Raw genomic sequence first — 22,907 nt, forward strand, 5'->3', positions numbered from 1 at the left:
ATGATGTGCGCCCAAAAAAGGTGCGCGAAACACAAATCGCACAATATTTAAGCGTAAGTAAGGGGCGATTGACGGAATTGCGCCTTCGACGTGCAGGTCGTACACCTGTCGCATGATGAAGGAAACGACATGACAACAACGGCCATTCTTGTCGCGGCGGGTCGCGGCACCCGCGCTGGCGGCGATATTCCTAAGCAATGGCAACAGCTTGGCGGGCAAAGCGTTGCTGCCCATGCGATTGCACGGTTCATGGATCACGCCCGCGTCGATCATGTAGTGTTGGTTTTACATGCTGATGATATTGCAGGCGGTTACTGGTCCGCGCAGGCAGATGTGACCGTGGCGATTGGTGGTGCGACCCGAAGTCAGTCGGTTTTGCGCGGATTGCAGGCCGTACCCGACAGCACAAAACATGTGCTGATTCATGACGCAGCGCGGCCGCATGTGAGTGTGGCAATGATTGACCGCGTTTTGGTGGCACTTGAAACGCATCCGGCAGCGGCCCCCGCGATTGCGGTGACAGATACGCTATGGCACGGGATTGACGACAAGGTGCATGGCACGCAGGACCGCGCAGGGCTGTATCGTGCGCAAACGCCGCAAGGGTTTCATCTGGACGCATTGCTCAGCGCTTATGCCGACCACCCCGAAGCTACCGACGATGTGACCATCGCCCGCCTTGCTGGGCTGGACGTCGCGATTGTTACGGGCGATGAAGACAACATGAAAATCACTGGACCGGACGACCACGCCCGTGCCGCGCGGATATTGGGGACGCAGATGGATGTAAGGTTAGGCAACGGCTATGATGTGCACCGCTTTGGTGAGGGCGATCATGTGTGGCTCTGCGGTGTAAAGGTCCCGCACGACAGATGTTTGCAGGGCCACTCCGACGCGGATGTCGGCATGCATGCGGTCACAGACGCGATCTACGGCGCGTTGGGGCAAGGCGACATCGGTCAGCATTTCCCGCCCTCTGATCCGCAATGGAAAGGTGCTGCGAGCCGGATATTCTTGGAACATGCCGTGGCGTTGGCCCACGAACAGGGTTTTCAGATTTCCAACGTCGATTGCACGCTGGTCTGCGAATACCCCAAGATCGGCCCGCACCAGACTGAAATGAAAGCAAAAATGGCAGATATCATGGGTCTTGACCCATCGCGCATCAGCGTCAAAGCAACCACATCGGAACGCTTGGGCTTTACAGGCCGATCCGAGGGCATCGCAAGCATCGTCACCGCCGCGTTGGTGAAGCCATGAGCCTGAGCAAAATCATCGCGACGTTCTTTTACGTCGGCCACATGCGGCCCGCACCCGGGACATGGGGATCGCTCGCCGCCCTGCCCGCTGCTTGGTTGCTCTATATGCTCGGCGGCCCTTGGCTGGTCGTGATCGGCGTCGCGGCCTCTTACGCGCTGGGCCATTGGGCCACGGTGCAGGAAACACGCGGCAAAGCGAACCACGACCCGTCCGAGATTGTGATCGACGAAGTTTGCGGCCAATGGATCGCCCTGCTGCCGGTGTTGTTTGGTGCGGCAAATAACGACGTGGCGGTGCTGGCGCTCTGGCCCGGTTGGATCGCGGCCTTTGTGTTGTTCCGGTTCTTTGACATCACCAAACTCGGCCCCGTGGGCTGGGCCGACCGCAAGGATAACGCAACGGGCGTGATGCTCGACGACGTGATCGCGGGTGTATTTGCGGCGATTGGTGTGGGGTTGCTGGCGGCACTATATCATATCGTGCTGGTATGACGACGGCGGCTGACATCCTCGCTCTCGCCACCGCCAAAGGCGTGATGATCGCCACCGCGGAAAGCTGCACAGGCGGCTTAATCAGCGGTGCACTGACGGACATCGCAGGCAGCTCTGCGATGTTTGATCGAGGGTTTGTGACCTACAGTAACGCAGCCAAAACCGACCTGCTCGGCGTGCCAGCCGCGATGATCGCAGCGCACGGCGCGGTGTCTGAGGACGTGGCCGCAGCCATGGCCCAAGGCGCACTTGCACGCTCTGCCGCACAAATCGCCGTATCGGTCACAGGCGTCGCAGGACCAGGTGGGTCGGACGCCAAACCCGAAGGCATGGTCTGCTTTGGTGTGGCAACAGCGCAAGGCGTGCAGGTAGAGACGGTACAGTTTGGCGCGATTGGTCGTGCGAACGTGCGGGCGAAAACGGTGGAACACGCGCTGGGGATGATTGCGGCAGCTTTAACTGCCATATAACTCCGCCGCGCGTCTCTCGAATGACCGCACAACCATGCTCATCGCCTCGTTAAAGAACATCCCCGCCGCCCCTTGCAGCAAGCGGTTGCGGAATTCGAAATCGACCTCGAATGATACTTCGCAGCCCTGTTCTACGTCATTGAACAGCCACGTGCTTTCCAGATGTTTGAACGGGCCGTCGATATAAGCCGTGTCGATCTGGCGTTTCGCAGGCCAGAGCGTCACGCGGCTGCCGAATTTCTCGCGGAAGACTTTGAACGAGATAACCAGATCCGCCAGCATCACCTGATGATCGCCCTCGTCTGTTGTGGACCTGATCCGTGCCGCTGCCGTCCACGGCAAAAACTTTGGATAATTCGCAACATCAGCGACAAGATCATACATTTGGTCGGCGGTGTAAGGCAGCACCTTAGTTTCAGAATGGGCGGGCATTGGGCGCTTTCGGTCGTGTAATTCGCATTAGGATGTCGTAGACTTCAGATCAAATTGCAAGCCTTGGGGACCTCATGTCACACCGCCCTTACGTGATTGATCAGATGATCAGCGCAAAATCCATCGCCGCCCGGATTGAAGAACTCTCTACCGAAATCGAAAAAGACTTTCGCGACACCGATAAACTGGTTGTTGTGGGCCTGCTACGCGGGTCGTTTGTGTTTATCGCCGATCTGGTGCGCGAATTGGACCTGCCTGTCGAAGTGGATTTCATCGAAGCATCGTCCTACGGCGACGCCATGGAAAGCAGCCGAGAGGTCCGCATTTTCAAAGACTTACGCGGACGCATTGAAGGCCGTGATGTGCTGGTGGTTGAGGATATCATCGACACGGGCCACACGCTGCACCACGTTATGGCGTATCTTGAGGCCAAAGGCCCTGCCCGCCTGAAATCCATCGCCCTGCTGGACAAACCGGCGCGGCGCGAGGTGGATTACAAGCCGGATTATATCGGTTTTGAAATCCCTGACGAATTTGTCGTGGGCTACGGCATTGATTTCGCGCAACGCAACCGCAACCTGCCGTATATTGGTAAGGTGCGGTTTACGGATGATGATCCGGCATGAACCCGATGTGGCTCATGCGCGCGAAACGCTGGGCGCAAAATCCACCGCCTTTGTCGCGGATCTTGCTCGTGTTCGGGGTGATCGCAGTCTGCGGCGCGCTTTATGCAATCGAAGTGATTTGGGGCTGGCCAGAGGCCCTTACCGTCGAGCGGATGCGGCGCTAGGTGATGTGGTTTTGATGAAATACAGTAGTATTCATCATATCTTAATGGTCTCACCACTACACATATCAGAGGTTGTTTGGTGAGATTATGTTATTCTTCGACGACGAAAAGGTCCGCGAAGCGCCAATAGATGTCATTGAGGACGCTCTAGAGGCGGTTCGTGTGCATATGCGGATGGACGTTGCCTATATTTCAGAGGTCAGCGGCGATTCTGTTATCTTTCGTCATATTGCTGGCACCGATAGCTGTCCGCTGCTCGAAGTTGGGCGTGCATTACCCGATACGCATACCTTTTGTGGCAGCATCGCCAACACGGACATTCCGTTTGTCGTCCCCGACACGCACGTTGACCCAGCGATAAAAGACCTGCCATTCATCCACGATGCAAAGGTGCGTGCCTTTGTGGCCGTGCCGATCAGTCATTTTAACGGCGAGCATTTCGGAATGTTTTGCTGTTATTCACACGAACCGCGCCCCGATATCAGTCAGCGCGATCTGGCGACGGTGCTGATGTTCGCCAAGCTGACGGTGCGGACCTTAAAGCAACATTTCGACACGCAGGCCGAGATCGAAATGCTCAGAAGCCAGTTGGCGGCTGTGATCAAAGAAGACGCCTTGTCGATCCACTTGCAGCCGATTGTGTCGTTAAGCGATAGACGCCCCATGGCAGCCGAGGCGTTGTCGCGATTTTCGGTGCACCCTAGTCTGGGACCGCAATGGTGGTTTGAACAGGCGCAGCGCAGTGACATGCAGATCGAACTCGAAGTGGCCGCTGTGTCAAAGGCGTTGCGACACTTGAATCAGATGCCGGAACGCACTTACCTCAGCGTGAATGCGTCGCCGCTAACCGTCTCGTCCCCGCAGTTCATGGAGGCAATGCGCGGGGTGCCGACCGATCGTGTGCTGGTGGAATTGACTGAACGCGAGATCATTTTAGAAACGACGCCCTTGATGCAAGCCCTTGCGGTGTTACGCGAAAAACGGATCGGCATCGCGATTGATGATGTGGGTGCGGGTTATGCGGGGCTAAGTACGATTGTCAGTTTGAAACCGAATGTCTTGAAGCTGGACCGGTCGCTGGTGTCGCAAATTCAAAGCTGCACCGTCAAACAATCGCTGACCAAAGCCATGGTTCACTTTGCCACCGAAATGGATGCGTTTCTGGTCGCTGAAGGTGTGGAAACCGTCCAAGAACACGATGCGCTCAGGCGGATGGGTGTCCGTCTCGGTCAAGGGTTCTATTACGCACGGCCCACGGAGGCGGAAAAAGCCACCAAGGCCATGCGTGATTTCTATGCGGATCGGCCTACTTTGCGCTCAGTTTCTTGAGACGCGCCGTACGAAGCTGCGCAAAATCGTCGCCCGCGTGATAGCTCGACCGCGTCAGTGGCGTAGCCGATACCATCAAAAAGCCTTTGCCGTATGCAGCCTTTTCATAAGCCGCAAATTCTTCCGGCGTGACAAAGCGGTCAACCGCATGGTGTTTCGGCGTTGGCTGCAAATATTGACCGATGGTCAGGAAATCGATGTCAGCCGCGCGCATGTCTTCCATCACCTGAATGACCGACTGACGATCTTCACCAAGGCCAACCATGATGCCGGATTTGGTGAACATCGACGGATCGAGCTCTTTCACGCGCTGCAACAGACGCAGCGAATGGAAATACCGCGCACCGGGGCGGACTTCGGGGTAGAGGCCCGGCACGGTTTCGAGGTTGTGGTTAAACACATCGGGTTTTGCATCAACAACGATCTTTAACACGCTGTCTTCACAGCGAATAAAGTCGGGCGTCAGAATTTCAATCGTGGTGCCCGGTGACTGCCTGCGCACGGCACGGATCGTTTGCGCAAAATGCTCTGCGCCGCCATCTTCCACGTCGTCACGGTCCACGGATGTAATCACAACGTGGTTCAAGCCGAGCTTTTTCACGGCATCCGCAACACGGCCCGGTTCAAAAACATCCAATGCTTCTGGTGGTTTACCAGTCGCAATGTTGCAGAATGTGCAGGCCCGCGTACAGACTTCGCCCATAATCATCATGGTCGCGTGACCCTGAGACCAGCATTCGCCGACATTCGGACAGCCCGCTTCTTCGCAGACTGTCACCAGTTTGTTTTCGCGCATGATATCGCGCGTTTTCTTGTACCCTTCAGAGGTCGGCGCTTTCACTCTGATCCAATCCGGTTTTTTCGGCTGCGGCGCATCGGCGCGGCGCTGTTTTTCCGGATGGCGTTGGGCTGGTATTTTCAGATCACGGGTGGCCATTGGGTATCCCTTATTGTCACTTGTTATGTAGTGACTTGCCCCCCCAATGTCCAACGCTGCGGCCAGTTTGTCGATCAATTTGGTGAAAGTCGTTAACCAATCATTGGTGCAAATTTCCCCTGCGTTGCCTCGTAATGCACAATCAGGCGTTGCAATGCGATGCGCAGCACGATTTTGCCAGAGCGTGCAGACCAGCCAAGGTTCTTTTCCGTGACTTCCAATCCTTCGAGTAAACAACAGCAACGCAACACAACATCGCCTAGGCCAAGCCCCAGATCTTGCATCGCCGCTTGGACGCGTGCGCGGGCTTTTAGGGCCCCCGCTGGTGTCATGTTACCCGCCGATGTGTCGATGGTTTGCATGAACGCATCGTAGGTCCGCACCGCAGGGCCGCCGATTTGCGCAAGTTCAAAGTCTTCGCGCAACCGCTCGCCAGCTTTGACCAAATCGTTGGATAAAAACGGTGTGCCGTCGCGGTCTTTGCGGCGTGCTAAACCCAAAAGCGGGCTTTCGATCGCGTAGTAGCGCGAGCGGCTGCGCATGCCGTCGCTTTCTTTGGGGAACGACCAGCCCTCAAGGTCCGGATCGCGGGTGCCTTGGTGTTCGGCAAAGCCTTGCGCCTTGTTTTCATCTGCCGCCGTCAGTCGCCGCAACGCCGCACGCCCCGCGTTTGTGATAAAGTAGCGCCGAATCCGGCTGCCGTCGTCAGGGCAGATAATCCATTCTTTCAGCGCCATGGCCTGTGCGATTTCGCGATCCACAATGGCGGTGCGCAACGATTCGCCCGCATCGTTTTCGCGCACGACAACGGCGGTTTCCATCTCGCGGGCCACAGCCAGCACGGCGCGTGGTTCGCACATCCGCCGCAAAATCCGTTTCGCTTCGCAGTCGATCCGTTCCTGCGTCAGCGCTTCGTCAAATCTATGGGTCATTTTCATCTGTTTTGTCTCTTGAGGCTCGATATTCACTTGAGTTTGGTCTGCCAGCGATTTTAGCGCTGCATCAATCAACGGATCATCACGACGCCCTTCAAAGCGCCGTACTTGCCGCAATATCGTTGACGGATGGCAATCAATCGCCCGCGCCAACGCCCGAATGGACTGCCCGTCCTCGGTATGTGCCAAATAGTGCCGTGCCGCGACGGGCACCCATTTGGGCATGTTTCGACTGGGCGCAATACTCGTCATGTTACGCATTTTGTTTCCCTTCCCACACTTCAGTCGGACTGCCTTAAAAATGACAAAATCCGCGATCAAACAACCTAAGCGTGTATTTGTTACCTAATGGTTAATTGTTCACTCACGGGACAACCATTGTTTCGAAATGGTAAAATTTAGTCACGCTATCGTTCTGCCCTACGCGGCTTTGCGCAACACCCGTTCGGGCTATGCGAAGTCAGTTGAATTAGGTTTTTCAACTGCTAGGCACGATGATCGACATGAAAGATATATACAGCCGCATCAACGCGTTACGCCGTCCAAATTTACTGGTACGCGCGGCACGTTTTGGCCTGGATGATTACAATCGCACGACACATTTGGCCCGTTACATGTCGGTTGAACCAGTTCCCAGCCCTGCGGCCGCACTGATACAATTGTTCGATTTTGAAAAAGAGATGAATGATGCGCGCTGTGCCAAGACTGGGCTGTATTTAGCGGCGCGTCATATCGATATTTTGGTCGCAATCATGGCTGAGGCACAGTTAATGCGTGCCTCAAGCCAGTTGCGATTGGTCGAATGCGACCCTATTTAGCGAAACGAAATGGCTCAGCTGAAAGAATCGGGCATAGACGCCTTTTTCTCGGCGACAAAAGCCCGCAGCTTGGATTCGATTTCGGGGTCCAATGCGGGTTGCTGGTAGGTGTCGAGCATCTTTTTGACACGCGCCGTGGCGAGCGTTTGCGTGTCACGCGCCCCTTCTTCGTCCCATGTCTCGAACGGTTTGTAGTCGAACAGATCAGACCGCCAGAACGCCGTTTTAAAGTTCGCCTGCGTGTGTTCGCAGCCCAGATAATGGCCACCGGGGCCGACTTCGGCAATTGCGCCCATCGCTTGACCGTTGTCGGACATGTCCACACCGCGGGCAAAGTGGTGCAACGTGCCTAGCTGGTCCGCGTCCATCACGAATTTCTCGAATGATGCGACCAACCCGCCTTCAAGCCAGCCACAGGCATGCAGCATAAAGTTCACACCGGATAGTAGCCCCATTTGCAGGCTGTTCGCGGTCTCGTAAGCGGCCTGCGCGTCGGGCAATTTTGATCCGCAGAACGATCCCGCAGACCGGTATGGCAGGCCTAAACGCCGTGCCAACTGCCCTGCCCCGTAAGTGATATGCGCGGCCTCGGGTGTGCCGAATGTGGGCGCGCCAGAGTTCATGTCGATCGAGGTCACAAATGTCCCCATGATCACCGGCGCACCGGGGCGGATGATTTGGGAATAGGCAACACCAGCAAGCACTTCGGCCAGCACTTGTGTCAGCGTCCCCGCGATGGACACAGGCGCCATGGCGCCGCCCACGATGAACGGGCTGATGATGCTGGCTTGGTTATTTTTCGCAAAGACCTCTAACGCGCCCATCATGATGCTGTCGAATGTCAGCGGCGAGTTGATGTTGATCAGCGATGTCATCACCGTGTTGTTCTGCACAAACTCTTCGCCGAACAGGATATTGCACATATCCACGCTGTCTTGGGCACGCGATGGTTCGGTCACGGAGCCCATGAACGGTTTGTCACTATATACCATGTGCGCGAGCAGCATATCGAGGTGGCGTTTGTTCACCGCCACATCAGTAGGTTCGCAGACGGTGCCGCCGGAATGATGCAGCCATTTCGACATATAGCCAAGCTTCACGAATTTCTCGAAATCGGCCATGGTCGCATAACGCCGCCCACCTTCGGCATCGCGCACAAACGGCGGACCGTAGACGGGGGCCAGCACAAGGTTCTTGCCGCCGATTTCGACGTTCCGCTCTGGATTACGGGCGCATTGGGTGAATTGGCTGGGGGCTGTGGCGCAAAGTTTACGCGCAAGGCCGCGCGGAATACGGACACGTTCGCCTTCAACCGTGGCACCTGCGGCCTTCCAGCGTTCCAACCCTTCGGGGTTGTCGACAAAGTTAATCCCGATCTCGGCCAGCACAGTTTCGGCGTTCGCCTCGATCACCTGCAACGCCTCTTCGGTCAGGACCTCGTAGTTGGGCACGTTGCGTTCGATGTATTTCGCAGTTTCGACGCTGACGGCGGTCCGTTCTGCACGGCGGGCAGCACCGCCGCCGCCTCTGGTGCGACGTGCGGGGGCTGATGGGGAAACAGGTGCTGCAGCGTCAGACATGACGGGATTCCTTCGAAATCAAATTACACCTTTGTGATACCGATTAGATGTGCGGCACCTTGATGAATTTACGTCCCTTCAAAGGCGAAACCGACATTTTGTCAGAAGATTTTAAAGCTGGCGACAAATGGCAGATGATCCGACACTTCGTCTTTGAAACGTTCGCGGCCCATGTCCATCGTCCAATGCATCGGAAACAGCCGCAGCGATCCGCGCACGTAGTCGGTTGAATAGGCCCGCGATACTGCGAATCCATCCAACAAGTTCGCACGCCCCTTGTCCAAGATGTGGCTAAACCGATCCTGAAGATCCCAACACGACACAAAATCCATCACATCGTCACCGCCAAGGTGATGAAAATTGCTGACGTCCTGACCGGGAATCATATTGAAATCACCCATCAGCAAAATCGTGTCGCGTTTATAACCGGGGGTTTTGCGCAGCGTGTTGATCCATTTGCCAATCACCTGACATTGGGTGTCGCGCAACAACTGCTCTGCCTTGCCGCGCCCTGCTTTCAGGTGCACACCGATGATTGTGGCCGCGAATTTGCCGATCTTCACATCCACCGCCACAGCCCGCCTGCCCTGCACATATGCGCCTTGCGAGCCGTCGATCATCCGTAGATTGCTGACGTCCACGCCCTTTTTAAACAGAAAACCCGTGTGCAGGTTGCCCGGTTGCGCAATAATCGTGGCGTCATATTCCACACCGTATTGGGCCATCTCGGCGGCGAGTTCATAGATGTGATCCACCGGATTGACCTCGACCAGCGTCACCAGTTCCGCATCGAGCAACGCCAGCCCAAGGGCTTGTTGCTTCATCCTGTCCGGCTTGATCCCGCCGAAACCAGCCAAATTCCAAACGGCCACACGGGCCAATGCGTGCTGAAAGGTCTGCATCGGTGCCTCCTATGAGATACGAGCAGCCTAGCGATTTGGGCAATTTATGTCAGTCAGGGAATCCACACTGCCTCTTGCGCCCGCGCCCCCTTGGTTTTACGAGAAGCCACATGGAAAATATGCAACATGAACGCCTGCTGATTATTGATTTTGGTAGCCAAGTCACTCAGCTGATCGCCCGCCGTCTGCGCGAGCTGAATGTCTACTGTGAAATTCATCCCTACCAAAAGGTGACGGATGCGGTTCTGGCCGAATTTGCGCCAAAAGCCGTGATCCTGTCCGGTGGGCCGGATTCAGTGACCCGCGAAGGGTCGCCACGCGCCCCAGAAAGCCTGTGGGACTTGGGTGTGCCGGTGCTTGGCATTTGCTACGGCCAGCAAACGATGATGACCCAATTGGGTGGTAAGGTCGTCAGCGGACACGGGACGTCCGAATTTGGGCGGGCCTTTGTGAAACCGCATGGCAAATTGACGTTGTTGGACGGCTGGTTCTTGACGGAAAAAGAACAAGTCTGGATGAGCCACGGCGACCATGTCTCTGAAATCGCACCCGGTTTTGAAGTTTACGGCACATCGCCCAACGCGCCGTTTGCGGTGACGGCTGATGTGGCGCGCAACTTTTACGCGGTGCAATTCCACCCCGAAGTACACCACACGCCAAACGGCGCGAAACTGTACGAAAACTTTGTCCGCCTTGCAGGTTTCACCGGCGATTGGACAATGGGTGCATACCGCGAGCAAGCCATCGCTGCGATCCGTGAACAGGTCGGCGACAAACAGGTCATCTGCGGATTATCCGGCGGTGTCGACTCGTCCGTGGCCGCCGTTTTGATCCACGAAGCTATCGGCGACCAACTGACCTGCGTGTTTGTTGACCACGGCTTGCTGCGCCAAGGTGAGGCCGAAGAGGTCGTCACCATGTTCCGCGACAACTACAACATGCCGCTGATCCACGCCGACGAGCAGGATTTGTTCTTGGGCGAATTGGACGGACAATCTGATCCGGAAACCAAACGCAAGATCATCGGCAAGCTGTTCATCGACGTGTTCCAGAAATACGCAAACGGCATCGAAGGCGCGGAATTCCTCGCCCAAGGCACGCTTTATCCTGATGTGATTGAATCTGTGTCGTTCTCTGGCGGCCCGTCTGTGACGATCAAAAGCCACCACAACGTCGGCGGCCTGCCCGAAAAGATGGGCTTGAAACTGGTCGAGCCCCTGCGTGAATTGTTCAAAGACGAAGTGCGCGCACTTGGTCGCGAACTGGGTTTGCCACCGTCGTTTATCGGTCGGCACCCGTTCCCTGGACCGGGTCTTGCGATCCGTTGCCCCGGTGAGATCACCCGCGAAAAGCTTGAGATTTTGCGCAAAGCCGACGCCGTCTACATCGACCAGATCCGCAAACACGGGTTGTACGATGATATCTGGCAAGCGTTTGTGGCGATCCTACCAGTGCGCACGGTTGGCGTGATGGGTGATGGCCGGACCTATGATTTCGCCTGTGCATTGCGCGCGGTGACGTCTGTGGATGGTATGACGGCGGATTATTACCCGTTCACCCACGACTTCTTGGGCGAAACGGCCACGCGCATCATCAACGAAGTGCAAGGCATCAATCGCGTGACATACGACATCACATCAAAGCCTCCGGGCACGATTGAATGGGAATAACAGGCACTTACAGCCCGTTCTTCATCTAAAATATCAGCGCAGGGCAATCGCCTTGCGCTGTTTGCGTTTGTGGCATCCACATATTGCGTCCCTGCACCTGCGAAATTACGGTGCGCAGAGCCGTGACACCAATCAGAGGTCCACGCAGCATCTCAAAGGACCAAGTCATGTCGAATACCCTGCGCGCTGCATTCTGGATGATCGGGTCCATCGTGTCCTTCACACTGATGGCCGTGGCTGGCCGTGAAGTCAGTGCGACGTTGGACACATTCGAGATCATGTTCTTTCGCAGCCTGACGGGCATTGTCATCATGGTGACGCTCGTCACGGCAACAGGCGCTTGGGGGCAGATCACGCTCACGCGCTGGAAATTGCACAGCCTGCGCAACTTGGCTCATTTCACCGGACAGAACCTGTGGTTTTACGCGATCACCGTGCTGCCGCTGGCGCAGGTTTTCGCGTTCGAATTCACAACGCCAATCTGGGTGATTCTCTTGGCGCCGCTGCTGTTGGGTGAACGAATCACGTGCATTGGCGTGCTCGCGGCCCTGTTTGGCTTTGTCGGCGTGCTAATTGTGGCCCGCCCCGATCCGGCAGCAATCAGCCCCGGCATCATCGCGGCGGCAAGCTGTGCGGTGGCGTTCGCGTTAACCGCGATCCTCACCCGCAAGCTGACACGGACCGAGACAATCACCACGATTTTGATGTTCCTGACGGCCACGCAACTGGTCTTTGGTTTGGTCTGCGCGGGCTATGATGGTCAGATGACTGCGCCCACTGGGGCGGCAGTATTTTGGGTCATTCTGATAGGCTGCGTAGGGCTTTTGGCGCATTTCTGCCTGACCAAGGCATTGTCACTTGCGCCCGCAAATGTCGTCATGCCGATCGATTTTGCCCGTCTGCCGACAATCGCGATCGTCGGAATGCTGATGTACAAAGAGGCGCTGGATATCTGGGTTTTCGTCGGCGCGTTCATCATTTTCGGGGCCAATTATATGAACATAACCCTGCAAAATCGTGCAACCCTACGTAGTGCTTAAATGCATCGGTAGAGGGGTCATAAATGTCTGACGCCGCGTCATTAATTGACGCATGCGGCAATCCGTCCCTAGGCTCGTTGCAGGGAGACACTTTCATGACAGGGACGGAGACATGAAGAACACACTTAAATTGACAGCGGCTTTGATGCTCACAACGACAGCGGCAACCGCTGGCGGAATCGAGCGCGGCGGCAACGGCTATTCAGTACTGTTTGAAGAAGGCACTTACGTTGCGCTGTCCTTCTCATCTGTAAAGCCTGACGTATCCGGCGATTACCCGGCGGCTTTGGGCGGCGGTTCTACTGGCAACATGTCAGAAGACTACAGCACTGCCAGCGTTGCACTGAAATACGAACTGAATGACCAATTCGACGTCGGTTTATTCCTGAACCAGCCTTACGGCGCAAATGCTGACTATCCAGACGGTGTCTACGCCGGTCTGTCCGCAGATTGGGAAAGCAGCCAAATCGCACTGGTTCTGAAATACCAAGCAACGCCGAATATCTCTGTATTTGGTGGGATTCGCAGCGTCGAATCAGAAGCCGATATCGCCATTCCAGACGCGTTGATCCGTAAGGGCCTAAGCGATGCTGGTGCCGCAGGTAACGCAACAGCAGCAGCACTTGCTGGCGGCGCGCCAGCCGGAACGCTTGGCTACACAGCCGAAACCGATGCAAGCCGCGAAACCAGCTATATTCTTGGTGCCGCTTACGAGCGTCCGGAAATCGCCCTTCGCGTCGCTTTGACCTATGAAACTGGATATAAGCACAAGTTCGCAGGGACAGAATCCGTGCTTGCCGTGCCATCCGTCAGCGGAACATCTGATTTTGAGATCGAAATGCCACAATCCGTGACACTCGACTTTCAAACAGGTGTTGCAGCCGACACATTGGTCTTCGGTTCGATCCGCTGGGCAGAATGGTCCGTCTGGGAAGTCCGCCCGAATGGCTACGAAGCCCTGACAAACGACCGCGTCACAGGTATCGACGACGACGTGACAACATTCCGTCTGGGTGTTGGTCGCCAGATCAACGAAGACCTGTCCGTCTTTGCACGGGTCACATACGAGGACGGTAACGGCAGCGTTGCATCTCGTCTGTCCCCAACTGACGGGTCCACAGCATTCGGCATTGGCGGGTCTTACACCTACAACAACGTCAAATTCACTGGCGGTCTTGAGTACATCAAACTTGGCGAAGCGACAGACGATTCTGGCGTCGAATTTGCTGACAACGATGCAATCGGGCTTGGCCTGACAGTTGGCTACCAGTTCTAAGCTGGCCACAGTTTACAAAACAAAGCCCTGCCGTTCTGCGGCGGGGCTTTTTCGTTTCAAAACCGCATGTTCCGGATTGCTTTGGCGGTGAGCATCATCTCATAAGTGTATATTATGAAACAACAAACCTTATCCGCACGTGCTTGGGTCGAACTGTCGTTGCTGTCCTTGATCTGGGGCGCATCGTTCTTGTCAGTGCGCGTCGCATTGGACGAAATCGGCCCGCTGACGTCCGTGGCACATCGTACCGGTTGGGCGATGCTGATCCTCTGGGCGGTCGCCTTAATCCGGCGCATGTCGATCCCGCGCGGCATCCGCATTTGGGCCGCGTTTTTGGTCATGGGAATGTTGAACAACGTCATCCCGTTTACCTTAATGGCATGGGGCCAACTGCATATTGAAACCGGCCTCACGTCGATCCTGAACGCATCCACAGCGATTTTCGGGGTGATTGCCGCTGCCGTATTCTTTGCCGACGAAAGGCTGACACCGCGCCGCGCAATTGGCGTGATTATAGGCTTTGTCGGGGTCGCCACTGCAATTGGGTTGGACGCATTTCGCAGCTTTGATCTACGTTCCCTCGGGCAATTAGCCGTGATCGGCGGCACCATCAGCTACGCACTGGCGGGTGTTTGGGCCAAGAAACAGTTGTCGGGCTTGTCGCCACAGATCGCCGCCGCCGGCATGCTCACCGGATCAAGCATCATCACGATCCCCGCCGCGATCCTGATCGAAGGGCCGATCCGTATGGACCTACAGCCCGCGACATGGGCCGCGATTGCCTATTATGCGGTGATTGCAACCGCCGTCGCCTATCTGTTGTACTACCGCGTTTTGACAATGGCAGGCAGCGGAAACCTGATGCTCTGCACCTTGCTGGTCGCCCCAGTTGCGATCATTCTGGGTGCTGTTGTTTTAGGTGAAGAACTGCCTGTAAGGTCTTATTTTGGCTTTGGAATATTGGCTTGCGGGCTGATTATCCTAGACGGGAGATTGTTCAAGCGTCGCCAGCACGGAACGGGCCGCACGTAGGCCCGGTGCCTCGCCGCCAAGGCCCAATCTGTCCATCGTGACCCGCATTGCATCAAGCTGTGAGGCGGGGTTCGCCAGCACGTCGATCATCGCCTTAGCCATCGCATCCGCGTCGCAATTTTTGCCCACAAATTCGGGGACAACGCGGGTTTCCGACACGAGATTGACCAGCGTCACGGTATCGACTTTCAACATCCGGCTGATGATGATCCGTGACAGCCACGCCATATCGTAGCCGATCACCATCGGCGTCTGGTTCGCGGCCAATTCAAGCGACACGGTGCCCGACGCCGCCAAGGCCACGTCTGCGGCACGGAATACGGCACGTTTGGTGGCGGTTGCTTGGGCGGGGATCAGCAGCGGTGTGACAGGCCAGATTTGCGTGAGTTCACGCACCAAACTGGTGACTGGCCCCGCGCATGGTACCACGACTGTGGCATTCGGATGGGCCTGCGCCACCTGCCCCAATGCGTCGCCAAAACGTGTGGCCAATCGTGTAACCTCGCCTTTACGTGACCCTGGCAGCGCCAAAATCAGCGGTCCGGTCACGCCATGTTGGTCGCGAAATGCCGCCGCTTCGGCGTCGGTGGCGATCTGTTCGGCGACCACCGGATGTCCGACGAAATCGCAGGTCATGCCTGCGGCTTGCATCAATGGCGGCTCGAACGGGAACAGGGCCAGCACGTGATCGATGTGTTTTGCCATTTTCGCAGCACGTCCAGAGCGCCACGCCCAGACGGTTGGGGCGACGTAGTGGATCGTCGGCACGTTACATTGCGCCTTGACCAGTTTCGCGACGCGCAGGCAGAAATCAGGGCTGTCGATTGTGATTAAAACGTCGGGTTTCGTGTCGATCACGGCTAGCGCCATTTGATGAACGCGGGCCTTCAAGGCCTTGTATTTAGGCAGTATTTCGGCCAGCCCCATGACGCTAAGTTCATCCATCGGGAAACGGCTATTCAGCCCTTGTTCTTGCATCAAAGGACCGCCGACGCCGTCGAATTGCACGTCCGTCAGGCTGTTCAGACCAGCCATCAATGCACCGCCCAGCTTGTCGCCAGAGACCTCGCCTGCGATAATGAACACTTTCATAGCGCACCTTTCGGGCGCACCCACAGGAACATGCCTTGCGCGTCTAATGTCTCGACCACGCTGTCGAGATCCAGAACCAATACGCCGTCGGCTTCGATCACGATGCCCGCGAGCCCCGCTTCGGCGGCGCCCATCGCGGTCTGGAATCCGATTGTCGGCAGGTCGGCGCGGCGATCTTGGGTCGGTTTCGGCGCTTTGAACAAAATCCCGTCGTCGGCTGTGACCGGATCAGCCGCGCTGCCGGTGATGTTTTCCAACATACTTCCGATAGATTGGTGGAGGGCGGCGAGAACGGTGTCCGGTTCAGGTTTGATATAGTCTTCGTGGAAACGGGCCAGCATCGCGTCAGTGCCGTCCACATCTTCGCGGTCTGCGACTTGGCCCATCCGCACGATGCAGGCTTGGCCAATGTCGCCCGCGCCCATTTCAGCGATGGTGCGTTCGCCTTCTGCCGCGTCCGCCAAGTGCCAGTCGGACGGCTGTGCTTTGGTCGGGAATCCGGGGGCTGGTAGCAGGTCTGGCGCGATGTCATGCGCCGCTTTGATCGCGAAGCCGTGGTCGTTGAAAATCGCGATGACCTCGCGCAGCGCACCGTCGTCACCTTTGGCAATCGCGGCTTGGATACGCGGCACGAGCGGTAGGGTCGCGGCGTCGATTTCAGACGGATCAATCGGCGGACGACGGATAGCGCCGACCATGCAAATGTCGGTCACACCACGTTCACGCAGCACATTAAGAAAGCTGCCTAAGTGTTCAATACGAAACGGAATTTCCACATCAATAGATGGCGAAAATCCATGCAGTGCACAGGTCACAACAGGCCCGTCCACGCGCGATAAAATCACCGCTGGCAGATCGCCCGTACCTGCAATCAGTGCCAGCATTATTTCGGCGTCAGAAAGCCACGGTCGCTGTGCCCAAGGATAAAGCGGACCATATCCTGCACATACGCACTGTCGCTTTCGTCACGTAGTTTTTCGGCGCGGTCGTGGAACGTACCTTCACCGTCTTTGAGCATCTGGAACGCCGCACGCAGCGCCGTGATATCGCCACGCGCCACACCTTTGCGTTTCAGACCGACCAGATTAAGCCCGTCCAATTCGCCGCGTTGTCCCATCACCAAACCATGCGGAATGACGTCAGATGTGACCATCGACAACGCGCCGATAATAGCGCCTTTGCCGATCCGCACGAATTGATGCACACCGCACAACCCGCCAACGATCACGTCGTCTTCGAGCACGCAATGCCCTGCGATTGCAGAGTTATTCACCACAATCACACGATCACCAACCTGCGCGTCGTGCGCGATATGACAGCCCGCCATGAACAGATTGTCGTCGCCGATTACCGTCACGCCGCCACCACCCGTGGTGCCTGTGTTCATCGTCACATGCTCGCGGATGCGGTTACGCGCCCCGATCCGCAGCTTGGTGTTCTCGCCGTCGAATTTCAAATCCTGCGGGATTTCGCCAAGAACGGCGAAGGAAAACACGACCGTTTCGTCACCGATATGCGTGTCACCGTCCAGTACAACATGGCTTTTCAGCGTGACAGCACGCCCCAAAACAACGTCAGCACCGACAACACAGAACGGCCCGATCTCGCAATCAGGCCCGATGACAGCACCTTCTGCGATCACAGCACTGGGGTGAATGCCCGCCATTAACCTTGCATGTCCATCATTGCGGTAAATTCGGCTTCTGCGGCCATTTCGCCGTCAACGGTTGCCACGCCTTTGAATTTCCAGACTTTTCCGCCCGCTTTGCCGCGTGTGGTTTCGATCTTCATTTCCAGAACGTCGCCCGGAATTACCTTGCGGCGGAATTTGCAGCCGTCGATGCCCATGAAATATACCAGCAGGTTGCCTTCGGTCAGGCCAAGCGATGTGCCGACCATCACGGCCGCCGTTTGCGCCATGGCTTCGACAATTGTGACACCCGGCATGATTGGCATGCCCGGGAAATGGCCCTGAAAATGCGGCTCGTTCATGGTCACGTTTTTGATGCCAACGGCCGAAGACGTCCCGTCGATGTCGCGCACTTTGTCCACAAGCAAGAACGGATACCGGTGTGGCAGGATCGCTTGGATCAGCTGAATGTCGGCGCTTGTTGGGGTCTCGGACATCGTGGAAATTCCTTGTTGGTCTTGGTATTTTCTTGGGTGCAATCGGGTGGCACCGCGTTCGGCTTAAACACCTGTTTACCCAGTCACTCAGATTGCGGCAAGTCGGGTAACACGTCATCCGCGACAATGGGCGGCACAATCGGCGCCTCCACGTCGTCTGGCGTGGTGCTGGTGTCTTCCATCGGGCGCAGCGTTGGCCGCTCGTCGGGTTGCATGGCACCATCACCGAGGGTTTTATCAATCAAATCAACCGCATCTTCGGTGGCATTCGCGCTACCGATTGCCTGAATCACAGCACGGCGGTCCATCGCCACGACGGCCCCGCGTTCCAGCATCAAGGCCAGCACGATGGGTCTGATCCGTTCCAGAAACTGGGACCGCTCTGAATCGCGCAGCTGCACCAGCTTGTCTTGTTCAATCTCGCGGTCAGACCGCACCGATTGCGCACGCTCGTTAAACGCCTCGGCAGCGGCGCGAAATGCGACGGGATTCATCGTGGCGCGGGCTTCGGTCAGGGCTGTTTCTTCGGCAAGCAATTCGGCCGCAATCCGGTCGTTGTCGGCTTGCACGCGCTCGCGTTCTTGGGACACGGTTTCTGCAATACGCTGCCCGTAAAGCGTTTCAACAAACACCCGTTCGAAGTCCACGACCATGATCGGTGACGGCAAAACGACGGTCTGATCTTGCGCCGCGACAGGTGTGCTCAAAGCGGTAAACGCCCCCAGCACACACATGCCAATGAAACCACGCATCAGAAGGATGTCGAGATCGTCACGTCGAACGATTTGGTCTCGTCCTCATCTTGGGCGTCGAGCGCTTCGGTGAAGTTAAAGCGCAGCGGGCCGATGGGTGTGGTCCAAAAGATCGTAGCCCCCACAACAGTCCGCGCCGTAAAGTCGTTGTACAAAACGTCAGCGCTGTAGGTGTTGCCCACGTCCCAGACCGAGCCGTGATCGAGGAACAAGCCGCCGGACACGCCGTATTCTTCTGGCAGACCAAGCGGAAATTCGGCTTCAAGCCGTGCAACTGCGTATTTGTTACCGCCCAATGCGTCGCCAGTGTCGGCATCGCGTGGACCGATCCCACCTGCATCAAAGCCGCGCATCAAACGCGAGCCGAGGAAGTAGCGGTCAGTGACGCGGCTGTCGTTATCCGCATAATCAAGGCTACCACCTTCGATGGTGGCGCGCAGTGTGACTTCTTCGCTCAGCACTTGGGTTTCTACCGCAGCGAGCGCTGTGGTTTTGACAAAGTTACTGTCGCCAACGCCAAATTCCTGACCAAAGCGGAACACGTAGCTTGTCACCGGATCAATGCCAGCGCGGCGGCTGTCAAAGCTGTAGGTGTAGCCGACGGAATTAGTGGAAACCGCGCCGCGCTCTGCTTCTTCTTGGATAATTTCACTGACGGTTGTGGAGACGTCAGTCAGGTCTTCGTAGTTGAAGGAATAGTAAGTCGACAGGCGGCCATTGTCGCTAACAGGAAAGTTCAGCGACGGGCGCAAGGTGAAGGATTCAGTGTCGAAGTTCGCGTTTTCGTTGTCGGTTGTGCCGTAGTTCATCGCAAAACCGGCCCGCAGATCGCGGCCCAAAAAGTTCGGCTCTGAGAAGCTAAGGCTCAACACGCGGTTGGTTTCGGCAGTCGATACCTGCACGTCCAAGCTTTGCCCGCGTCCAAGGAAGTTGTCCTGGCCGTAGCTGGCAAGCAGTCCGAGCCCCACGTCAGTGTTATAGTTCGCACCAAAGGACAGCGATCCGGTTGGACCTTCTTCGACGTCCACGTCAACGATCACTTGGTTTGGACCTGACCCTTCGCGGGCATTCACAGCCGCGTTCTGGAAAAAGCCAAGCGCGCGGATACGTTCCGCAGATTCGCGGACTTCACGTGGGTTGAACGGGTCGCCTTCGACCACGCGGAATTGGTTGCGGATCACACGGTCAAGCGTCGTGCTGTTACCTTCGATGTCGATGCGTTCCACAAAAATACGCTCGCCGCGCACCAGTGCAAATTCGACGTTCAGTTGCAAATTGCGGTCATCGCGGGTGATACGTGGTTCAACCTGCAGAAAGTTGATGCCCATGCGTGTCGCCAGCAGTTCCAAGCGCGAAATATCGCTTTCAAGGGATACGGGCGTATAAACGGCACCGGGACGTGTTTTCAACGCGGCGCGGAAGACTTCGGCGTCGGCTTCAGGAATGGCGCTGCTGACAGAAATATTGCCAAATTTGAATTGCTGCCCTTCTTGCACGTTGAAGGTCATCAGATACGCATCGCGCTCACGGGTCAGGGCCACATCGACGTTTTGCACCTGAAAATCGGCATAGCCGCGTGATTGGTAGAAATCCGTCAAAACACGGCGATCCACGGCCACACGATCAGCGGCGAATGTGTCGCGTGTGATCACTTGGCGCAGAATGCCTGCCTGCTTGGTTTCCAGCACACGACGCAGACGCGATTCAGAGAAGTTACGGTTGCCGACAAAAGCAATACGTTCAACTTCGGTCAGACCGGATTCGACAACTTCAAACACCAGATCGACGCGGTTGTCTGACAGCGGAATGATGCGCGGGGTTACAACGGCGTTAATGCGGCCAAGGCTCGCGTAAACTTCGGTGATCGCGGCGGTGTCAGCTTCGGCCTGCGTCGGCGTGTAAACGCGGCGCGGCTCTGAACGGACGACGGACAACAGTTGCGCATCGCGGACTTGCGAGTTGCCTTCGATGTTCACGCGGTTCACGGTTGGGAATTCGACCACATCAATGACAAGCGTGTTGCCTTGCGTGCGGACATTCACCTCGGAAAACAAACCAGATTCGCGAATCCGCTGGCTAGCGTCGTTCACCGATCCTGCCGTGACTTGTTCACCGCGTGCAATTCCTGCGAAGGTCAGGATCGTCCCATCGGCAACCCGCTGGTTCCCGTTGATCGCTACGTCGTTAAATGCAAAATTCTGCGCCTGAGTAGGACCAGCTACACCGCTGACAGCCCCTACAAAACTCACAACTGCAACTGTGCGCAATAATGAAGTGCTCCGCCCTAAGGCATACCCCGTTTTCAGGTTCATTCGACTGTCCGCTCTGGCTATGTTTATTGTCCAGATGGGTATCCTGTTCGCGCATGGTTGTCAAAACCACAAAACGCACCCCTAGGGGCGCGTTCATTAATAAACCACATCATTTTGCGGTCTTGGTTAGGCGAGCATGATGTATGCGCCGGCGTAAAGTGATCCAATCACAGTCGCAGTCGTCAAAATCCGGTCCCAGTTGAGTTCAACCAGTAGGGAGACGCTTTTGTAGCCTTGGGCAATCGTTTGCATGTGTCACTCCTTGAATAGCTGACAAATGACTAACGTTGAATTAAGGCGATATCTGGGCAGCCGTGTGACCGCTCAGGGGCAAAGGAATAGATCGTTCAGCAATGCGAACACCATCAACGACCCGATGATCGCCACGCCCATCGACATCAAAACGCGCAATGCGAATTCGGATGGTTTGCGACGTGTCACGGCCTCGTAGGCGTGAAAAACAAGGTGCCCACCATCCAAAACAGGAATTGGCATCAGGTTCAACAGGCCCACAGCGGCAGACAAGATGCCGATAAACAGGACAAAGCTCCCTGCCCCTTGCTGCGCCAATGACCCTGATGTTTGGGCAATAGCGACGGGACCAGACAGGTTACAGCTGGAAATGCCGCCGATCAAAAGCTGCCACAAACCGGACAATGACACGGTGATCCGGTTCCACAACTGCTGGGTGCCAGCCTTAAGTGCGGTCCACAGGCCAACGGAATCGCGCTCTGCTTCGAAGAACAAACCGCCGTTGATCCCAATCAAATAACGCTGCTCAAAGCCACCACTGGGCAAAGGCAAGTCAACGCGCCGCGCCGCCATCGATAATGTCAGGGTTTCGCCATTGCGCAAAACAGTCAATTCCAGCGGATTTTCGCCTGCTGCATCTTTGGCCGCCACAATATCGCGGAATGCGACGATCGGCTCGCCGTCCGCTGCCATGATAAAGTCGCCGATGCGAATACCAGCATCATCAGCGGCAGAACGCGGGGCGACACCACTGACCAGCGGCAAAATCGGGAACGGGCCAGTGACGGTCATCGCAACGCCATCGCGGACGATGTCATAATCGACAGTCGGTGACACAGGAATGTCGTCGGTTGTGCCCGTTGACACATCATCGTCGTTCATCGGAATGCCACCGATGGCCATGATTTCATCGCCGCGTTGCAACTCTGATTGGTAAATCGCCGGCAGATCTGGCGCTGATCCATAGGTTAACGGCGTGCGGTCTGTGCCCTGCCACATCAGGTAGCCCGCAAAGATCGCAATCGCGAGAATGAAGTTGAAAATCGGACCCGCAGCAACGGTCGCGGCCCTTGCCCACAAGGGCGCGCCTGTCATGGTGCGGCGCATGTCGGCGTCAGAAACGCTGCCGTCAGAACCAACACTGGCCGCGTTCGCATCACCCAAAAACTTAACATACCCGCCAAACGGCAATGACGCGATCTGCCAGACCGTGCCGTGTTTATCCGTCCACGCATAGACCACCGGACCAAAGCCGAGGCTGAACACTTCGGCATGAATACCAGACCAGCGGCCCACGATATAATGCCCATATTCATGGATCGCGACAATCACCGACAGGGCAATCACAAAGAAAATCAATGTCCAAGCCGTACCGCCAAGGGCAGGCAAAATTTGCGTCAGGTCCAAAAG

General features: G+C 56.4%; 25 protein-coding genes. 11 read left to right on the forward strand and 14 right to left on the reverse strand.

The window, feature by feature from the left end; translation table 11 throughout:
- Window positions 1–129: 129 nt before the first annotated feature.
- Genes FHS72_RS07475 through FHS72_RS07485 form a run of 3 tightly spaced genes read left to right on the forward strand, consistent with a single transcriptional unit; the run spans window position 130 to window position 2,221 of the window.
- Window positions 130–1,260, forward strand: coding sequence for a bifunctional 2-C-methyl-D-erythritol 4-phosphate cytidylyltransferase/2-C-methyl-D-erythritol 2,4-cyclodiphosphate synthase (locus tag FHS72_RS07475; RefSeq protein WP_183527686.1), 1,131 nt, complete (start codon window positions 130–132; stop codon window positions 1,258–1,260).
- Window positions 1,257–1,751, forward strand: a complete 495-nt coding sequence (locus FHS72_RS07480; RefSeq protein ID WP_183527688.1) for a phosphatidylglycerophosphatase A family protein — start codon at window positions 1,257–1,259, stop codon at window positions 1,749–1,751. The genes FHS72_RS07475 and FHS72_RS07480 overlap by 4 nt, the downstream gene beginning before the upstream one ends.
- Complete coding sequence (locus tag FHS72_RS07485; protein ID WP_183527690.1) at window positions 1,748–2,221, forward strand: CinA family protein; 474 nt, start codon at window positions 1,748–1,750, stop codon at window positions 2,219–2,221. The genes FHS72_RS07480 and FHS72_RS07485 overlap by 4 nt, the downstream gene beginning before the upstream one ends.
- On the opposite strand, the gene FHS72_RS07490 is transcribed toward FHS72_RS07485, so the two are convergent.
- Window positions 2,207–2,653: a type II toxin-antitoxin system RatA family toxin gene (locus FHS72_RS07490; protein WP_183527692.1), complete on the reverse strand. Its 447-nt coding sequence runs from the start codon at window positions 2,651–2,653 to the stop codon at window positions 2,207–2,209. The two genes, FHS72_RS07485 and FHS72_RS07490, sit on opposite strands and share 15 nt — an antisense overlap.
- A gap of 74 nt (window positions 2,654–2,727) precedes the next feature.
- On the opposite strand from FHS72_RS07490, the gene hpt reads away from it, so the two are divergent.
- The 3 genes from hpt to FHS72_RS07505 all read left to right on the forward strand — a co-directional run bounded on the left by hpt (window position 2,728) and on the right by FHS72_RS07505 (window position 4,772).
- Window positions 2,728–3,279: a hypoxanthine phosphoribosyltransferase gene (gene hpt, locus FHS72_RS07495; protein ID WP_183527694.1), complete on the forward strand. Its 552-nt coding sequence runs from the start codon at window positions 2,728–2,730 to the stop codon at window positions 3,277–3,279.
- Window positions 3,276–3,443, forward strand: coding sequence for a hypothetical protein (locus FHS72_RS07500; RefSeq protein ID WP_183527696.1), 168 nt, complete (start codon window positions 3,276–3,278; stop codon window positions 3,441–3,443). The genes hpt and FHS72_RS07500 overlap by 4 nt, the downstream gene beginning before the upstream one ends.
- A gap of 87 nt (window positions 3,444–3,530) precedes the next feature.
- Window positions 3,531–4,772: an EAL domain-containing protein gene (locus FHS72_RS07505; RefSeq protein WP_183527698.1), complete on the forward strand. Its 1,242-nt coding sequence runs from the start codon at window positions 3,531–3,533 to the stop codon at window positions 4,770–4,772.
- Here FHS72_RS07505 and lipA read toward each other — a convergent pair.
- Both lipA and FHS72_RS07515 read right to left on the reverse strand, forming a co-directional pair.
- Window positions 4,750–5,709, reverse strand: coding sequence for a lipoyl synthase (gene lipA / locus FHS72_RS07510; protein ID WP_183527700.1), 960 nt, complete (start codon window positions 5,707–5,709; stop codon window positions 4,750–4,752). The two genes, FHS72_RS07505 and lipA, sit on opposite strands and share 23 nt — an antisense overlap.
- A gap of 92 nt (window positions 5,710–5,801) precedes the next feature.
- Entirely contained in the window at window positions 5,802–6,905 is a 1,104-nt protein-coding gene (locus tag FHS72_RS07515; RefSeq protein WP_246414570.1) for a DUF6456 domain-containing protein, read from the reverse strand.
- A gap of 242 nt (window positions 6,906–7,147) precedes the next feature.
- On the opposite strand from FHS72_RS07515, the gene FHS72_RS07520 reads away from it, so the two are divergent.
- Window positions 7,148–7,462: a DUF6477 family protein gene (locus FHS72_RS07520; protein WP_183527702.1), complete on the forward strand. Its 315-nt coding sequence runs from the start codon at window positions 7,148–7,150 to the stop codon at window positions 7,460–7,462.
- Window positions 7,463–7,476: 14 nt separating this feature from the next.
- On the opposite strand, the gene FHS72_RS07525 is transcribed toward FHS72_RS07520, so the two are convergent.
- Together FHS72_RS07525 and FHS72_RS07530 are read right to left on the reverse strand one after the other, a co-directional pair.
- Entirely contained in the window at window positions 7,477–9,042 is a 1,566-nt protein-coding gene (locus tag FHS72_RS07525) for a trimethylamine methyltransferase family protein (RefSeq protein WP_183527705.1), read from the reverse strand.
- 101 nt (window positions 9,043–9,143) lie between these two features.
- Window positions 9,144–9,944, reverse strand: a complete 801-nt coding sequence (locus tag FHS72_RS07530; protein ID WP_183527707.1) for an exonuclease/endonuclease/phosphatase family protein — start codon at window positions 9,942–9,944, stop codon at window positions 9,144–9,146.
- A gap of 110 nt (window positions 9,945–10,054) precedes the next feature.
- Here FHS72_RS07530 and guaA point away from each other — a divergent pair, with 110 nt between their 5' ends.
- Window positions 10,055–11,614, forward strand: a complete 1,560-nt coding sequence (guaA, locus tag FHS72_RS07535; RefSeq protein ID WP_183527709.1) for a glutamine-hydrolyzing GMP synthase — start codon at window positions 10,055–10,057, stop codon at window positions 11,612–11,614.
- Window positions 11,615–11,639: 25 nt separating this feature from the next.
- On the opposite strand, the gene FHS72_RS07540 is transcribed toward guaA, so the two are convergent.
- Window positions 11,640–11,783: a hypothetical protein gene (locus FHS72_RS07540; protein WP_183527711.1), complete on the reverse strand. Its 144-nt coding sequence runs from the start codon at window positions 11,781–11,783 to the stop codon at window positions 11,640–11,642.
- Here FHS72_RS07540 and FHS72_RS07545 point away from each other — a divergent pair.
- From FHS72_RS07545 to FHS72_RS07555, 3 genes are all read left to right on the forward strand, one after another.
- A complete protein-coding gene (locus FHS72_RS07545; protein WP_183527713.1) occupies window positions 11,782–12,654 on the forward strand; it encodes a DMT family transporter in 873 nt (290 codons plus the stop codon). The two genes, FHS72_RS07540 and FHS72_RS07545, sit on opposite strands and share 2 nt — an antisense overlap.
- A gap of 112 nt (window positions 12,655–12,766) precedes the next feature.
- Entirely contained in the window at window positions 12,767–13,930 is a 1,164-nt protein-coding gene (locus FHS72_RS07550; protein ID WP_183527715.1) for an OmpP1/FadL family transporter, read from the forward strand.
- Window positions 13,931–14,044: 114 nt separating this feature from the next.
- Entirely contained in the window at window positions 14,045–14,962 is a 918-nt protein-coding gene (locus FHS72_RS07555) for a DMT family transporter (RefSeq protein WP_221235377.1), read from the forward strand.
- On the opposite strand, the gene lpxB is transcribed toward FHS72_RS07555, so the two are convergent.
- The 8 genes from lpxB to rseP form a co-directional block, all read right to left on the reverse strand.
- Window positions 14,912–16,054, reverse strand: a complete 1,143-nt coding sequence (lpxB, locus tag FHS72_RS07560; RefSeq protein WP_183527717.1) for a lipid-A-disaccharide synthase — start codon at window positions 16,052–16,054, stop codon at window positions 14,912–14,914. The genes FHS72_RS07555 and lpxB overlap by 51 nt on opposite strands.
- Window positions 16,051–16,938, reverse strand: coding sequence for an LpxI family protein (locus tag FHS72_RS07565; protein ID WP_183527719.1), 888 nt, complete (start codon window positions 16,936–16,938; stop codon window positions 16,051–16,053). The genes lpxB and FHS72_RS07565 overlap by 4 nt, the downstream gene beginning before the upstream one ends.
- A complete protein-coding gene (lpxA, locus tag FHS72_RS07570; protein WP_183527721.1) occupies window positions 16,938–17,720 on the reverse strand; it encodes an acyl-ACP--UDP-N-acetylglucosamine O-acyltransferase in 783 nt (260 codons plus the stop codon). The genes FHS72_RS07565 and lpxA overlap by 1 nt, the downstream gene beginning before the upstream one ends.
- On the reverse strand, window positions 17,720–18,181 hold the full coding sequence (gene fabZ / locus FHS72_RS07575) for a 3-hydroxyacyl-ACP dehydratase FabZ (RefSeq protein ID WP_183527723.1): 462 nt from the start codon (window positions 18,179–18,181) through the stop codon (window positions 17,720–17,722). Before fabZ ends, lpxA begins: the two co-directional genes overlap by 1 nt.
- Before the next feature lie 83 nt (window positions 18,182–18,264).
- Window positions 18,265–18,933 carry an OmpH/Skp family outer membrane protein gene (locus FHS72_RS07580; protein WP_183527725.1) on the reverse strand — a complete coding sequence of 223 codons (669 nt, stop codon included), beginning with the start codon at window positions 18,931–18,933 and terminating at the stop codon, window positions 18,265–18,267.
- Window positions 18,933–21,245 carry an outer membrane protein assembly factor BamA gene (gene bamA, locus FHS72_RS07585; protein ID WP_183527727.1) on the reverse strand — a complete coding sequence of 771 codons (2,313 nt, stop codon included), beginning with the start codon at window positions 21,243–21,245 and terminating at the stop codon, window positions 18,933–18,935. Before bamA ends, FHS72_RS07580 begins: the two co-directional genes overlap by 1 nt.
- A 126-nt stretch (window positions 21,246–21,371) precedes the next feature.
- Window positions 21,372–21,497 (reverse strand): hypothetical protein, encoded by a 126-nt coding sequence (locus FHS72_RS18575; RefSeq protein ID WP_281378288.1) that lies wholly within the window; start codon window positions 21,495–21,497, stop codon window positions 21,372–21,374.
- Between the two features lie 72 nt (window positions 21,498–21,569).
- The gene (gene rseP / locus FHS72_RS07590) at window positions 21,570–22,904 is read right to left on the reverse strand and encodes an RIP metalloprotease RseP (protein ID WP_183527729.1); all 1,335 of its coding nucleotides are present in this window, start codon (window positions 22,902–22,904) and stop codon (window positions 21,570–21,572) included.
- Window positions 22,905–22,907: the final 3 nt, after the last annotated feature.

It is taken from the genome of Yoonia ponticola (genome assembly GCF_014199395.1).
In the GTDB taxonomy this organism is placed as follows: Bacteria; Pseudomonadota; Alphaproteobacteria; order Rhodobacterales; family Rhodobacteraceae; genus Yoonia; species Yoonia ponticola.

What these genes read in the sequence shown, in the direction of transcription:
- FHS72_RS07475 (WP_183527686.1), top strand. Translation starts at nt 130, where the DNA reads ATGACAACAACGGCCATTCTTGTCGCGGCGGGTCGCGGCACCCGCGCT.
- FHS72_RS07480 (WP_183527688.1), top strand. Translation starts at nt 1,257, where the DNA reads ATGAGCCTGAGCAAAATCATCGCGACGTTCTTTTACGTCGGCCACATG.
- FHS72_RS07485 (WP_183527690.1), top strand. Translation starts at nt 1,748, where the DNA reads ATGACGACGGCGGCTGACATCCTCGCTCTCGCCACCGCCAAAGGCGTG.
- FHS72_RS07490 (WP_183527692.1), bottom strand. Translation starts at nt 2,653, where the DNA reads ATGCCCGCCCATTCTGAAACTAAGGTGCTGCCTTACACCGCCGACCAA.
- hpt (WP_183527694.1), top strand. Translation starts at nt 2,728, where the DNA reads ATGTCACACCGCCCTTACGTGATTGATCAGATGATCAGCGCAAAATCC.
- FHS72_RS07500 (WP_183527696.1), top strand. Translation starts at nt 3,276, where the DNA reads ATGAACCCGATGTGGCTCATGCGCGCGAAACGCTGGGCGCAAAATCCA.
- FHS72_RS07505 (WP_183527698.1), top strand. Translation starts at nt 3,531, where the DNA reads ATGTTATTCTTCGACGACGAAAAGGTCCGCGAAGCGCCAATAGATGTC.
- lipA (WP_183527700.1), bottom strand. Translation starts at nt 5,709, where the DNA reads ATGGCCACCCGTGATCTGAAAATACCAGCCCAACGCCATCCGGAAAAA.
- FHS72_RS07515 (WP_246414570.1), bottom strand. Translation starts at nt 6,905, where the DNA reads ATGCGTAACATGACGAGTATTGCGCCCAGTCGAAACATGCCCAAATGG.
- FHS72_RS07520 (WP_183527702.1), top strand. Translation starts at nt 7,148, where the DNA reads ATGAAAGATATATACAGCCGCATCAACGCGTTACGCCGTCCAAATTTA.
- FHS72_RS07525 (WP_183527705.1), bottom strand. Translation starts at nt 9,042, where the DNA reads ATGTCTGACGCTGCAGCACCTGTTTCCCCATCAGCCCCCGCACGTCGC.
- FHS72_RS07530 (WP_183527707.1), bottom strand. Translation starts at nt 9,944, where the DNA reads ATGCAGACCTTTCAGCACGCATTGGCCCGTGTGGCCGTTTGGAATTTG.
- guaA (WP_183527709.1), top strand. Translation starts at nt 10,055, where the DNA reads ATGGAAAATATGCAACATGAACGCCTGCTGATTATTGATTTTGGTAGC.
- FHS72_RS07545 (WP_183527713.1), top strand. Translation starts at nt 11,782, where the DNA reads ATGTCGAATACCCTGCGCGCTGCATTCTGGATGATCGGGTCCATCGTG.
- FHS72_RS07540 (WP_183527711.1), bottom strand. Translation starts at nt 11,783, where the DNA reads ATGACTTGGTCCTTTGAGATGCTGCGTGGACCTCTGATTGGTGTCACG.
- FHS72_RS07550 (WP_183527715.1), top strand. Translation starts at nt 12,767, where the DNA reads ATGAAGAACACACTTAAATTGACAGCGGCTTTGATGCTCACAACGACA.
- FHS72_RS07555 (WP_221235377.1), top strand. Translation starts at nt 14,045, where the DNA reads ATGAAACAACAAACCTTATCCGCACGTGCTTGGGTCGAACTGTCGTTG.
- lpxB (WP_183527717.1), bottom strand. Translation starts at nt 16,054, where the DNA reads ATGAAAGTGTTCATTATCGCAGGCGAGGTCTCTGGCGACAAGCTGGGC.
- FHS72_RS07565 (WP_183527719.1), bottom strand. Translation starts at nt 16,938, where the DNA reads ATGCTGGCACTGATTGCAGGTACGGGCGATCTGCCAGCGGTGATTTTA.
- lpxA (WP_183527721.1), bottom strand. Translation starts at nt 17,720, where the DNA reads ATGGCGGGCATTCACCCCAGTGCTGTGATCGCAGAAGGTGCTGTCATC.
- fabZ (WP_183527723.1), bottom strand. Translation starts at nt 18,181, where the DNA reads ATGTCCGAGACCCCAACAAGCGCCGACATTCAGCTGATCCAAGCGATC.
- FHS72_RS07580 (WP_183527725.1), bottom strand. Translation starts at nt 18,933, where the DNA reads ATGCGTGGTTTCATTGGCATGTGTGTGCTGGGGGCGTTTACCGCTTTG.
- bamA (WP_183527727.1), bottom strand. Translation starts at nt 21,245, where the DNA reads ATGAACCTGAAAACGGGGTATGCCTTAGGGCGGAGCACTTCATTATTG.
- FHS72_RS18575 (WP_281378288.1), bottom strand. Translation starts at nt 21,497, where the DNA reads ATGCAAACGATTGCCCAAGGCTACAAAAGCGTCTCCCTACTGGTTGAA.